At 62.0% G+C, this 12,472-nt stretch carries 7 protein-coding genes and 5 pseudogenes; 5 read left to right on the top strand and 7 right to left on the bottom strand.

Annotated features, from left to right (window positions below):
- Positions 1–343 (top strand): transposase (locus ABIF91_RS45065; protein WP_424579911.1); only part of this gene is annotated, 343 nt, incomplete at its 5' end.
- A gap of 139 nt (positions 344–482) precedes the next feature.
- On the opposite strand, the pseudogene ABIF91_RS45060 reads toward ABIF91_RS45065, so the two are convergent.
- Positions 483–734: pseudogene (locus tag ABIF91_RS45060) on the bottom strand (IS110 family transposase); the annotation flags it as partial.
- Between the two features lie 228 nt (positions 735–962).
- Here ABIF91_RS45060 and ABIF91_RS45055 point away from each other — a divergent pair.
- Positions 963–1,115 (top strand): annotated as a pseudogene (locus ABIF91_RS45055) (IS3 family transposase); the annotation flags it as partial.
- A 311-nt stretch (positions 1,116–1,426) separates the two neighbouring features.
- Here ABIF91_RS45055 and htpG read toward each other — a convergent pair.
- Positions 1,427–3,282, bottom strand: a pseudogene (gene htpG / locus ABIF91_RS45050) (molecular chaperone HtpG).
- Between the two features lie 336 nt (positions 3,283–3,618).
- Between htpG and ABIF91_RS45045 the strand changes: the two are divergent.
- Positions 3,619–4,209: pseudogene (locus ABIF91_RS45045) on the top strand (ACT domain-containing protein); the annotation flags it as partial.
- 13 nt (positions 4,210–4,222) lie between these two features.
- Here the strand turns inward: ABIF91_RS45045 and ABIF91_RS45040 are convergent.
- The 3 genes and pseudogenes from ABIF91_RS45040 to ABIF91_RS45030 all read right to left on the bottom strand — a co-directional run.
- Positions 4,223–6,169: a glycosyltransferase gene (locus tag ABIF91_RS45040; protein ID WP_028182192.1), complete on the bottom strand. Its 1,947-nt coding sequence runs from the start codon at positions 6,167–6,169 to the stop codon at positions 4,223–4,225.
- The gene (locus ABIF91_RS45035) at positions 6,166–7,536 is read right to left on the bottom strand and encodes an HlyD family secretion protein (protein ID WP_060913168.1); all 1,371 of its coding nucleotides are present in this window, start codon (positions 7,534–7,536) and stop codon (positions 6,166–6,168) included. Before ABIF91_RS45035 ends, ABIF91_RS45040 begins: the two co-directional genes overlap by 4 nt.
- Positions 7,537–7,902: 366 nt before the next feature.
- Positions 7,903–7,998: pseudogene (locus tag ABIF91_RS45030) on the bottom strand (transposase); the annotation flags it as partial.
- 81 nt (positions 7,999–8,079) lie between these two features.
- On the opposite strand from ABIF91_RS45030, the gene ABIF91_RS45025 reads away from it, so the two are divergent.
- A complete protein-coding gene (locus tag ABIF91_RS45025) occupies positions 8,080–8,349 on the top strand; it encodes a hypothetical protein (protein WP_018273925.1) in 270 nt (89 codons plus the stop codon).
- 7 nt (positions 8,350–8,356) lie between these two features.
- Positions 8,357–8,590 (top strand): hypothetical protein, encoded by a 234-nt coding sequence (locus ABIF91_RS45020; protein ID WP_284279815.1) that lies wholly within the window; start codon positions 8,357–8,359, stop codon positions 8,588–8,590.
- 112 nt (positions 8,591–8,702) lie between these two features.
- Here ABIF91_RS45020 and ABIF91_RS45015 read toward each other — a convergent pair whose 3' ends face one another.
- Complete coding sequence (locus tag ABIF91_RS45015) at positions 8,703–9,623, bottom strand: SWIM zinc finger family protein (protein WP_284279817.1); 921 nt, start codon at positions 9,621–9,623, stop codon at positions 8,703–8,705.
- On the bottom strand, positions 9,620–12,430 hold the full coding sequence (locus ABIF91_RS45010; RefSeq protein ID WP_424579910.1) for a DEAD/DEAH box helicase: 2,811 nt from the start codon (positions 12,428–12,430) through the stop codon (positions 9,620–9,622). The genes ABIF91_RS45015 and ABIF91_RS45010 overlap by 4 nt, the downstream gene beginning before the upstream one ends.
- Positions 12,431–12,472 lie beyond the last annotated feature (42 nt).

Below are 12,472 nucleotides of genomic sequence, written 5' to 3'. Positions count from 1 at the left end.
CCGGGAGGCGTTGGCGAAGCACGGCAGGCCCGAGATTTTCAACACGGATCAGGGCAGCCAGTTCACCAGCCTCGAGTTCACCGATGTGCTGCTGGACGCGAAGATCGCCATCAGCATGGACGGCAAGGGCGCCTGGCGCGACAACGTGTTTGTCGAGCGGCTCTGGCGCACGGTCAAATACGAAGAAGTTTATCTCCGCGCCTACGACAGCGTGTCCGAGGCGCTAGCGTCAATTGCCAAGTATCTGGCCTTCTACAATCAGGGACGCCCTCACTCGAGCCTTGACGGGCGCACGCCCGACGAGGCTTACTTCGGCACGCAAGCTATGGTGATGGCCGCATGACCGTCGCCGACGGTTTTGTCGTCGCTCTGGTCGGGCTACGCCCTCCCGACGCAACGACAAAACCGTAAAGCCCCGCGTTCAGCATAACCCGGCAGGAATCCACTTAAATCCAGCGGGGCGCTGTCCAAACAACCGGGGCCAGCTCTAAGATCGGAATCCAGTAGACGCTGGTCGATTCCATGACGACAGTCTCGACGCCGCATTCAGTAAACCAGTCGACTAGCCGATGCAGATCAGCCGTGAAGGTACCGAAGCTGCGGACTGGCTCCGGTGCGCGATCTGCCCTCACGGCTGCCATGTGCATAGTCGCTCCGACGTCGATGGCAGCCGCGTCCGGGTGCACCATCTGCATCTTACCTCCGTTCTTCGACTTCGATCTTTTGGGGTTCATCTCTAATCCTCCTGCTGACGGCGGCGGAAGGGCTGGGCTGCGCTATTCGTCAGATTCCTAAACGGGATCGCCGGATGGCGTCACCACTCTCAAGTGCGCGACAACCCATGGACCAGGTTTTTTAACGGGGTCGCGTGCCACCAAAATCGTATCGGCCGCTCCCTCCCGGTCGGCAATCTAGCGCCGGTCCGTTTCTATCCCACAGGGGGAGCGCAGCGCCGCGCATAGTTTTTTAGAAGGAGCGCTCACCAAGGCGGGATTGCTGAGCGCAAAGCGATGATCGACCGTGAGCACGAGCTGTCGATCACCAGGCAGGCGGAGGCTTTGAACATCAGCCGCGGCAGCGTGTACTACCTGCCGCGGCCGGTGCCGGACATCGACCCGAAACGGTCTTCGGCCATGCCGGACAGCGGCTCAACTTACTGCTATAAGCGTTGAGCTTCCTAAGATGCTGTCAAAACGGGCAACTTGCCTGAGCGCAGCCGAGACCTGCGGTCAATTGCCCAACGACGTTATCTGAATGCCGCACTGTCTGACATTTACCGTATTCCTCCGGCGGCGGCCGTCTTGTGAAGTTCGAGCGTCTTTCTGAGGATGTGACCTTATGTATGGTCCGGCCGTGTGTTGCGAGAAGATTCGTCGAATTGGCGGCGGCGGTCTTGCATCTATCCACCCGGAGGCACGTGTCTGGGCTACCTACCGAGCCCCTGCAGCACCAGCCGGTTCAGCCTTGCTGCAAAGGCCGTCGCGTGCTCCGGCAGTTCGCCGTCCAGGATCTGCGCCTGTTCGAGCAGAAGCAGGCTGAGGTCGTCGACGGCCTTGGAGCCGGCCTCTGCCCTGATAATCGCCGCCACCACCGGATGGCGCAGGTTGATCTCGAGGATCGGCTTGGTGCGCATGCCGCGGTTCTGCTGCGACAGAATGCGCTCCAGTTCGCGACTCGGGCCGTCAGTGCCTGCGACGAGGCAGGAGGCGGAGCTGGTGAGGCGCGTGGAAGCCTTGACGTCACTGACGCGCTCGCCGAGCGCGGCCTTGATCAAGGCGATGGTGGCCGCTTCATCGGCGGCCGGCTCGTCCTCCTTCGCCTCGTCCGTTTCGTCGACGCGCGGGATCAGGTCGAGATTGAGGTCGCCCTGGCTCAAGGACTTCAGCGGCTTGCCCTCGAACTCCGATGGCATCGAGGTCCAGAACGCGTCGACGGGATCGGACAGCAACAGCACCTCGATGCCGCGCGCGGTGGCGGCCTCCAGCCGCGGATTGGATTTCAGTCGCTCGATGCTGTCACCGACGAGATAATAGATCTCGGTCTGGTTCGGCTTGAAATCGGCGATAATCTGCTTGAGCGAGCGCTTCTCGCCTGACGTGGTAGTGAAGCGCGACAGCGCCAGCAGCTTTTCGCGACGCTCGAAATCCTCGTAGATGCCTTCTTTCAGCACCGCGCCAAAAGCATCCCAGATCTTGGCAAAATTCTCCGGGTCCTTCTCGGCGAGGCTTTCGAGCTCGGACACGACGCGGGTCGCCACGGCTTTGCGGATCTGCGCGAACTGCGGATTGTTCTGGAGCATCTCGCGGGAGATGTTGAGCGGGAGATCCTCGCTGTCGACGACGCCCCGGATGAAGCGGAGGTAACCCGGCAGCAGATCGGCATCATCGGTGATGAAGACGCGGCGGACGTAGAGTTTGACGCGGCCCTTGCGATTATCGTCGACGGTGCGAACAGCAGCACGGCGTAGGAGTGGCGGCCCTCGGCGCGGTAGTGCAGCGTGATCGCGGGATCGCCGAAGGCGGAAGCGATCTGCTGATAGGCCTTTTTGTAGTCGTCTGCCGTCAGCTCGGATTTCGAGCGCTGCCACAGCGCGCTTGCCGAATTGATCTGGCGCGGCTCGCCCTCACCGGGCACAAGCTCGATGGGAAACAGGATGCTGTCGGAATAGGCACCGACGATGCGCTCGATCTCGTAGGTCTCGAGATACTTCTTCGCGTCGTCCTTCAGGTGCAGGACGATCTCGGTGCCGCGCGCCACGCGCGCTGCGTCCTCGTCGCTGGCGCGGGCGATCTCGAATCCGGAGCCGCCGGAGGACGTCCAGGTCCAGACGTCACTCTCGCCGGCGCGGCGGCTGATCACGACGATCTTCTCGGCGACCATGAAGGCAGAATAGAAGCCAACACCGAACTGGCCGATCAGGCCGAGGCCGTCCTTGGCCTCCTTCAGCTTCGACACGAACGCCTTGGTGCCGGAGCGGGCGATGGTACCGAGATGGTCGACCAGCTCCTGCCGCTCCATGCCGATGCCGTTGTCGGCGATCGTCAGCGTATTCGCCGGCTTATTCGGAATGATACGGACCTTCAGCGCCTCGCCCTTGCCAAGTAATGAAGGGATCGCGATAGCCTCATAGCGGAGCCTGTCGCAGGCATCCGACGCGTTCGAAAGAAGCTCGCGCAGGAAGATGTCGGTCTCCGAATAGACGGAGTGCACCATCAGGTGCAACAGCTCGGACACCTCGGCTTGAAAGGGCTGCGTATGCACAGCCGTATCTGACGTCGTCATGCATTCACCGGATCACAATTGGGTAAGGGGAAACCCGGATATAGCGCAGAAATACGATGGATCAAGAGTCGTGATGGGACTGTTGACCTTTCCCGCCTGTGGCTGGAGGTCGGCCGAGGCCCACTGAAGGGCGCAAGCGGGAGGCTCCGCGCGGCCACAACGAGCCGTCGACCACAGAAGTTCCGACGTGGCCCTTGAGGAAATGTCCCTGAAAGTCCGTGGTCCCCGTTCCCGCGACCGAGTGCTTCGGAATAACCGTCGCCTGCGAAGCTATGAGGCGTGGCGACCATGAGGCCATCGCCACGAACGCACGATCCGCAATCGATACGCTGTCCTATCCGCGCCGTCACCGAGCTCACGATCCTGGCGACCGACCATCCCTGGCTGCTGTCGATCATCGCCGGCGCCTGCGCCTCGGCCGGCGCCAACATCGTCGACGCGCAGATCTACACCACGACCGACGGCCGCGCGCTCGACACCATCTCGATCTCGCGCGAATACGACCGTGACGATGACGAAGGCCGCCGCGCGACGCGGATCGGCGAGATGATCGAGCAGGTGCTGGAAGGCAAGCTCAGGCTGCCCGAGGCGGTGGCCAAGCGCGCGGTGCGCAGCAAGGCGCGGCCGTTCGTCGTCGAGCCCGAAGTGACCGTCAACAACCAGTGGTCCGACCGCTACACCGTGATCGAGGTCTCCGGCCTCGACCGCCCCGGCCTGCTCTACCAGCTGACGACCGCGATCTCGAAGCTCAACCTCAACATCGCCTCGGCGCACGTCGCGACCTTCGGCGAGCGCGCCCGCGACGTGTTCTATGTCACCGACCTGCTCGGCGCCCAGATCACCGCGCCGACCCGGCAGGCCGCGATCAAGAGCGCGCTACTGCATCTGTTGTCGAGCGAGGACCAGGCGGCGAAGCCGGCAGCATGACGCTCCGCCCGCTCTAGCCGAACAGTCGCATCAGCAACGCCTTGCCGACCGGCGCCGCGCGCACGCTGCGGAAGGCGCGGACATATTCACCGGCATAGAATGCGCGGACGACATTGATCCGCGTCGCAACCGCGTCCTCGAAACGGACGCCGAAGCCGTCGCGGGAGCGGCGGACAACGGTCGCGCTCACGCTCTGGCCGTAGACATTGCACTTGATCGAGGCGCCGATTGCGGGCGGGGCCGGATCGATGAAGCGCGCGCCCGAAATCGAGATGTCGGCCATCCGCACCAGCCGCGGTTCGGCGCCTTCGTGAACCAGGATCGGCTCGTCGCGCTCGAAACGCTCGGCCTTGCGGCGCCGCGGCTGCTCGATGCAGATGAAGCACACGATCGCGAGCACAACGCAATTGTACAGGCTCCAGGCCAGCGCCAGCCCGCCATAGGCGATGCTGTCGCCGCGCGGGTGCAGGATGAAGGCGTAGGCGATCCCCACCAGCGTGATCAGCAAGGCACCGCCATAGAGCCGCAGCAGCGGCCACTCGATGAAGCGGAGGTTGCGGTCGCCGCCCTTGGCGGTCACCTTGAATTTGTGGCCCTGCGGCTTGACGAGGCCGGTCACGACCGCCTTCAGGACCGCCGGCGCCGCGATGTATTGCGAGACGTCGGTCATGATCGCAAGCGAGCGGCCACGCGATATCCAGGCCATCGTGAAGGCGTACCAGACATAGAACGGCAGGAAGTACGTCAGCAGCTCGAACAGGTCAGCATGGACCGCCTTGATGCCGAACAGCAGAAAGAGCCAGGGCACAACCAGGCCGAAAACCTTGGTGCCGTAGACCGCCGCCCAGCTCATGAAGGCATCGACCAGCGACAGCCGGTCCATGAAGGCGAGCCTGGATTGCCGCGAGAACGGCCCGCTGCGGCCCCTGAAGATCTGCATGAAGCCGAGGCACCAGCGCCCGCGCTGGGTGATGTATTCTTTCAATCCCTCCGGCGCGAGGCCGATGGTCAGGCGCTCGTTCAGATAGACCGTGCGCAGACCCCTCTCCTTCAGCCGCAGCGTGACGAGATAGTCTTCCGTCACCGAATCGGTGGGGAAGCCGCCGATCTGCATCAGGCCGGAGAAACGGATCAGCGATGAGGTGCCGCAGCAGAACGCGGTGCCCCAGGCATCCTTGGCCGGCATCAGGATATCGAAGAAGAAGCGCTGCTCGTCGGGCCAGACGTCGGTCGCGGCGAGATTGGTCTGGATCGGATCCGGATTGATGAAGTGCTGCGGCGTCTGCACGACGCCGACGGTGCCGTCCTGCATCAGGCTGATCGCCCGGGTCAGGAAGTCCGGCATCGGGACAAAATCCGCATCGAGGATCGAGATGAACTCCGGCCGGTCCGGCAGAGCGGAGACGTGGTGGAGCCCATGATTGATGTTGCCGGCCTTGGCGTGCCGGTTGTCCGGACGGGTCAGGTAATTGCAGCCGAGCTCCTGGGCGAGCCGGCGCAACCAAAGCCGTCGCCCGTCGTCGAGCACCCAGACGCGATAGTTGGGATAGTTGAGTCCCGTCGCGCCGATGATGGTGCGCTCCAGGATCGCCTTCTCCTCATTGTAGGTGCAGATGAAGACGTCGACGAGCGGCGCATCCGTCGGGGCCCTGGATCGGCGAAGGATCGCGTTGACCTCGGGCGAGCGGTCGATGGTCCTGGAGAGGAACAGCAACGACAGGCACACCGCGATCATCGAAGCCGCCTCGGCCGCCACGAAGGGATAGCCGACCACCGCGTCGGCGGTGAGTCCCAGAGGCGGCAAGGTCTGGGTCACCCGCCAGACGAAGTAGTGCAGCAGCAGGACGAACGACATGCCGGTCATCATGATGCGGGCCAGCGTGTGCTCGCGCCGGAGCAGCGGCAGGATCGCAAGGCAGGCGCCGAAGGCAACCAGGCCGGGCGCGAATGCCGCCATCATGGCTTTGCCGCATCCGTGTTGAACACCACCCGTCCGGTGCGGCCGACCGCGCATTCCTTGCCCGTGCTGTTGAGCGCCGGCATCGAGACCGTCACCCGGTAGGGCTCCTTGTTCAGCGCATCCGGATTGATCGCAAGGTTCGCGGGCGCGCCCGATGCGCCGGTGAGATTGACGATCTCACCCTGGATCGTCGCGCTGCCGTCATTCGGCTCGAAGATCGCTTGCTCGCCGAGCCGGAGGCGGTTGTAGACTCCTTCGGTGACATTGGCGGTGACCACGGCGCCGCTGCAATCGAGCAGCTTGAGCAAGGGCTGACCGGCCCGGACATCCTCGCCGGGCGACGTCATCATCTCCCAGATGCGTCCGGCGACCGGCGCCTTAATGTCGGCTTCCGCCCGGTTGACGTAGTGGAACTGTTCGACTGCAATCTCGTGCGTGAGCCAGTCGATCTCGGCGTCGGCATGCGCCAGATCGGCGCGCAGATCGCTGGCGCGCTGGCGCATCTCCTCTTCGCGTTGCGCGGAGCTCGGCCGATCATTGTAGCTGTCGCCGAGATAAGTGCCGCTCCCGACAGCGGTGAGCTCAACCTTGGCGGCGTCGAGCCGGCGGCGGGCGCCGATCTCGGTCTGCTGGGCGATCGCCTGCTCGCGCGTCAGGCGGGCCATTTCGACCGTCGAGACGCTGCCCGATTTGATCAGTGACGAGGCCCGCTCGACGGCGGCCACTGCCTCCTCCCGCCGCGCGGCCGCGGCCTCGATCGCCGACTGGATTTCGGCAATGCGCGCCTGGAGCTGGAGGAGGCGACCGTCGCGGAACTGGGCCGCCTGGCGCGCAAGGTCCTGTTGCGCCGTCTCGGCGGCCGCAAGCTTGGCGGCGAAACTCGGGCGCTCATTTTCCATCCGGGACATCTGCCGCCGAAGATCGTCGAGCCGCACGCGATCGCCACGCGCGTTGACGACATGAAGGATCGCGTCGCCCTCATGGACCACGCTGAGTTGCGTCGAGCCTTGCGGCGGCCTCGCGCTCACGGTGCCGTCGATCGGCGAGCGCAACGTCACGATCCTGGCATTGACCACGGCCTCGACGCTCGAAGTCTGCAGCACGGCCTTCAGCGGCAACCATCCGAAGACGGCCACGATCGCAAGGCCAATGCCGACCTTGAGCAGGCGGCGAACCCACCGGCCCGAGCCTGCAGGTGCTTCGGGATGGGGAGCACTATCGCTGACGGGCTCGCTCACCGGCTCGTCGTGCGCCGGCTGCAACCGATCCTGCAAATCGCGCTGCAATCCGCATGCGCCCGCGTCCTTATCCTTGGTGACGGAAACTTTGTGTTCAGGAGAGGGCTTCTGCTGCTGTGCCTGATTCATTGACCGGCCCTTGAATTGTCGGTGCGGGCGGGGTTCAGAAACCGTAATCCTGAACGGCCAATGTGCTTTTGGGGTGCCCCTTCGACATGGGAGCACCGTCCCACCGAACGGGGCCGTTATACGCTGGCCCATTGATGGCCACTGATGCTATCTTGCTTGGGTTTCTGAGGCCCAACCCTATGGTTGCACACAACCTAGACGGTTGCAACAGTCATTTTCTACTCAGGGCGCGACGAAACCGCGCGCTCTCGTAAAGCGGTTGCAAGGCTCGACGTGTGAATCGGCGTGGGGTCCGGACGCCGATCGGCGTCCCAAGCGCGTGATTGACTTCGCGCGTGCGGGGTCAATGTTCGGCCTCGATTCACAGCCCGCCTTCCGGCAAACCTCGGCGACTGGCGTCCTTTCCTCTGCCTGACGCAAAACGAAAGCGATCTGTGCCTCGGTGAACTTCGATGCCTTCATGGAACTCTCCTCGTCCCCAAGGGGATCATAAGTGGAAAATTCCAGCTCCGATTGGCCTAATCTGCGGGGAGCACGTCAGTCTTGGGCCAGAGCGAACTTCAAACTGGATTAAGCCTGAGGGGCAAGGTCATTGCCGATGCTGATCGGATGCACCACGTCGTCTGGGATTTGTCATACGCCGGTGACGAGGGCGGCATCATCTGCCATTTGTCTCGCTCGGAAGAAACAGGCAGAGCGCTTGTCGTCTCCCTCACACCTGTGAGCGTGCCGCGCTCGATGCCACTTGCAGCGGCCGTTCTCGATTATCAGAAGCACCGAGTGAAGAAGCTCAAGAAGCCGGGCCGGAGGTAGCATAGAAATGGCGCACGCGATCATCCGAGGAAAGAATGGTCGCCTATACGAAGTGGATTTTGACGACGCGCCGGTACGCGTCGAAGTTCATGCCAGTGAGGAGACCGTCGAGATTTTTGTGGAGGCAGATTTTGAAGCGCACCCGGAAGAACGGCGACGTTTTGCGATAATCAGCATCCCCCGCCACCTGTTCAGCGAGGCCACGGGTCGGACGGCGCGACGCGCAGCGAAGGATCGTTAATGCCGCTGCCGCGCACTCTGTGGCGCTTCCCCCTTCAGGCCGCAGCCATGCGCTCCCTACCGCGGAGCGGTTTAGTGCAACATTCATTCTGGCAACCTCGGCCCGACATAGTTCAACAGCGATCGGGACATCCCCGAGTGCGCCGTTTCCTGGCACTTGCTCGGGTTGTCTTTTTCGTTCCCGAACAGGCCCGAGTCGCACGATGTAAGGCGACATCTGTCTTCGCTGCTCGTTTGGTCTTTCTGGCAGATATCTTGCCTTTTTGCGACTTGGACTGTTGGGGTCTCTTTGAGACTGTGAAGGCAGGATTTGGGGTATCGAGAGTTTCGGCCATCTCCAGCCCGAATAGAGCGGCGACATCGCCTTCATCAAGCACCTTCGCCGCGCCTGGCGCCGTTGTTAGCGGAGAATCCTGTCCAGCGCTGGCGAGCATTTCAGTTTCATCCACATCACGCAGCACAAAAAGAAGCTGAGGCTTTTCATCTAGCCGGGCGCCGACACCATACAGTGCTGCCGCAACGTGCTTGCACATGTCCGCCCAGTCCGGACAGCTGCAGGACAGCTTGATTTCCGTCGGCGACGGAAACAGGCCGTCACCCTCTCGACAGACCCGGTCCATCACGCCCTTCGCCAAGCGGCCCTGCAGGAGCTCAACTAGCGAATCGACGGTCCCGGCGCAGTCCCGACAGATGGATTTCCAGCGTGCCCGCGTAACCGGTGCAATGACAATCTTGATTTGGTAGAGCTCAGACCCGGCGACCATTGCCGAGATCTCGCCCTTGGCAATTTGCAGGTCGATAACGGAGCCGTTTCGAACATAGGTCCGGCCGCGCGGCAAGCGGTTCTCATAGTCGCTGTAGCGTTCAAGGTTGACGCACCAAGATCTGCCCCAGAAGCTCTTGGTAATTGTGCGGCCCTCGATCCTCACGGGCGCAACCGATCGTCCCTGCTTCTTGAGCTTGGCCAACTTGCGTTCTGCCTGTCGCCGCTTCTCAGCTACTGGCACGTAAGCATGCCACCCGTAGTAGCTCATTCATCCCCTTCCTTCATCGCCGCGCCCAAATCGAGAGTCACGAGTCTAAGCAACTCCTCATCTTTCATCTCAGTCAACAGGATGTCAGCTCCGCCGCTAAGAAAATCCCCAGCCAATTGTTTCTTCGACTCAATCATATGGTCGATCTTTTCCTCCACGGTGCCGCGACAAACGAACTTGTGCACAAGCACGTTCTTGGTCTGTCCGATCCGGAAGGCACGGTCGGTGGCTTGGTTTTCGACAGCCGGATTCCACCACCTGTCGAAATGAATGACATGCGAGGCCGCTGTGAGATTGAGCCCGGTGCCGCCTGCTTTGACCGAGAGCACAAAGAACGGGACGTCTTCGTCTTCCTGAAATTGGCGCACCAGGCCCTTGCGCTTCTTAACCTCTGTCTCACCATGCAGGACGAGGCCGGGCCTTCCGAATACGGAGCCCAGGAACGCCACTAGTGGCGCCGTTGTCTCCTTGAACTGGGTGAAGATAAGTGCCTTCTCCTGCCGGGCGGCAACCACTTCCGCGATGTCGCGCAGACGCACAAGCTTACCGCTATCCTCCTCATTCCACGCACCGTCGCCGAGCCACTGTGATGGATGGTTGCAGATCTGCTTCAAACGCATGAGAAAAGCTAGGACGATGCCTCTCCGCTTTATTCCATCGACATCTTCGAGATGGCCGGCCAGTTCCGCCACTGCTTGCTGATAAAGCGCCGCCTGCTTGCGGCTCAAGGGGCAGAAGGTTTTCACCTCGGTCTTGTCGGGCAGGTCGGCAATGATGCTCTTGTCGGTCTTCAGCCGTCGCAGGACATAGGGGCGCACCAGTTCGCGGAGCGGACCGTAAGGGTTATGTGGCCGGTCGGCGAGGCGTTTGACGAATGCCGAAAACTCCTTCGACGATCCCAACAGGCCAGGATTGATGAAGTCGAAGATCGACCATAGGTCGCCGAGCCGATTCTCGATGGGCGTGCCGGTCAGCGCAATGCGCATTTCTGCCTTGAGCCTCTTGACCGATTTTGTCTGCTTAGCGCCCGGGTTCTTGATGGCCTGTGCTTCATCGAGCACCACAAACCGCCATGATGTAGTTTCTAGCCAAGGCGTACGCGTCAGAAAGCCGTAGCTCGTGATTACGAGATCGACATCTGCGCATCTGTCCGCACTGTAAGTGTTCAGTTTCTCGGACGGCGCAGCCGATGGATGGACCACGACTGTTTTCAAGCTTGGCGCAAATCGGGAAATCTCGGCGGCCCAATTGGCTAACAACGAGGCGGGGGCTACGAGCAGGCACGGTTTCCGTGCCATGTCCTCATTCTTGATCACCAGCAGCAGCGACAACACCTGGATGGTTTTGCCGAGCCCCATATCGTCGGCAAGGCAAGCCCCAAGCTTGAGCTGCCTCATTGCTGCTGATCGCAGCGTACCCTGAGCAGCATGCGACAACACCTGGATGGTTTTGCCGAGCCCCATATCGTCGGCAAGGCAAGCCCCAAGCTTGAGCTGCGTTAGCAGATAGAGCCATTGCACACCCGACTGCTGATAGGGTCGCAGCGTACCCTGAAAATATTGACCGGGGTCGACCCGCATGAGCCAATCGGGATGGCGCAAGGTCGCCAGCGTCTCCGCCAGCCAGGGGCCGGCAACGGTCTGGCTCCAATCGATGTCGGCTGGTGCGGCAGTTTTATCTCCGGCAATGCCAGCCCCAGCCAGCAGACGCATCGCCTCACCGAACGAAAGACCCTCGGCGGCGGCACGGCGCTCGATGGCCTCAAATTGCTCGAGTGTGCGATGCAGTCGTTCATGATCGACCTCGACCCACTTGCCACGGATTAAGGTCAATCCATCGGAATGCGCCAGGAGTCGCTTGATCTCGGCCTTCGAGAGGCTTTCGCCCTCGAGCGTCACCTCCATTCGGAAGTCGAGCAGCGCGTCCATCCCCAGCTGTAATGGCGCATTGCCCCCGACCGTTGCTTTCACTTGCGGGCGTGCGGGGTGGTTCATGCGCCAACTCGCCGGCATTCGCACGACCACCCCGGCGCTTTCGATTGCGGGAACATCCTTCAGGAATTGCAGCGCCTGTTGTGGGCTCCAGCGCAGCGGGTGAAAGATATCGCCGGCATTGACCAACGTCTTCAACCAAGGGCTCCTCTCGGCGGCGCGCTGGACGGGCATCAGCAGCGAGAGCAGGCGTTGGCGGTTCCTCGCACCGGAATACTCCTGCAAGGCTTTACCAAGCGGCAGATGCTGGGCCTTGGCCTCAGCAGAGAGTCGGGTGGTGTAGGTCGCAAGAAACGCGAACGGGGCTTCATCGTCCTTCCGGTTCTCCGCGAGGTTGAAATGAACGCGCCCAACCAAATTCCAAGCCGGATGACGGCTCTTGAGGAACTCCTGCAGGGAGAGCTTGGCTTGCACCAACTCGGCATCAAAGGCCGCATCCATACCTTGCCAAAGATTGGCCAGGACAGACGTCGTCAGGTATTCCGCGCCGGTCATCGGCGGAACAGCCGCTGCCATCGTGTCCAACTCGCCATCGGCGGGGATCGGCACAGGCGGCTTGGTACGGCCGTCTCCAACACTAGGAAGCGCGCACAGCGCAGTCATGTAGCGCATTCCAAGCGCTCGCCAATACGACAACACCGGTGGGAGAACCGTCGCGACTTCGTCGGCGCCGAGCCACAACAATCCGTGCCCTGAGCCACGTAAAAATGCTTTCTCCAGCCGCAAGCCCTGATTGAGCTCCAACGCAGGAGCTTGCGCCGTTTGTCGCAGTGTCAGCAAACCATGCGGGGTAAGAACGGGTTCCAGCGTCATCATGACGGTGAGACCTTATGATCCCACCGGAAATGTCCGCGATTT

Origin of the sequence: Bradyrhizobium sp. USDA 241 (assembly GCF_049739505.1) — a bacterium.
GTDB lineage: Bacteria > Pseudomonadota > Alphaproteobacteria > Rhizobiales > Xanthobacteraceae > Bradyrhizobium > Bradyrhizobium liaoningense.
This window is presented reverse-complemented; position numbering and strand designations above follow the sequence as displayed.

Bases quoted from the DNA above. Each gene is read 5' to 3' on its own strand.
- ABIF91_RS45040 (WP_028182192.1), bottom strand. From the start codon at position 6,169: ATGATGGCGGCATTCGCGCCCGGCCTGGTTGCCTTCGGCGCCTGCCTT.
- ABIF91_RS45035 (WP_060913168.1), bottom strand. From the start codon at position 7,536: ATGAATCAGGCACAGCAGCAGAAGCCCTCTCCTGAACACAAAGTTTCC.
- ABIF91_RS45020 (WP_284279815.1), top strand. From the start codon at position 8,357: ATGGCGCACGCGATCATCCGAGGAAAGAATGGTCGCCTATACGAAGTG.
- ABIF91_RS45015 (WP_284279817.1), bottom strand. From the start codon at position 9,623: ATGAGCTACTACGGGTGGCATGCTTACGTGCCAGTAGCTGAGAAGCGG.
- ABIF91_RS45010 (WP_424579910.1), bottom strand. From the start codon at position 12,430: ATGATGACGCTGGAACCCGTTCTTACCCCGCATGGTTTGCTGACACTG.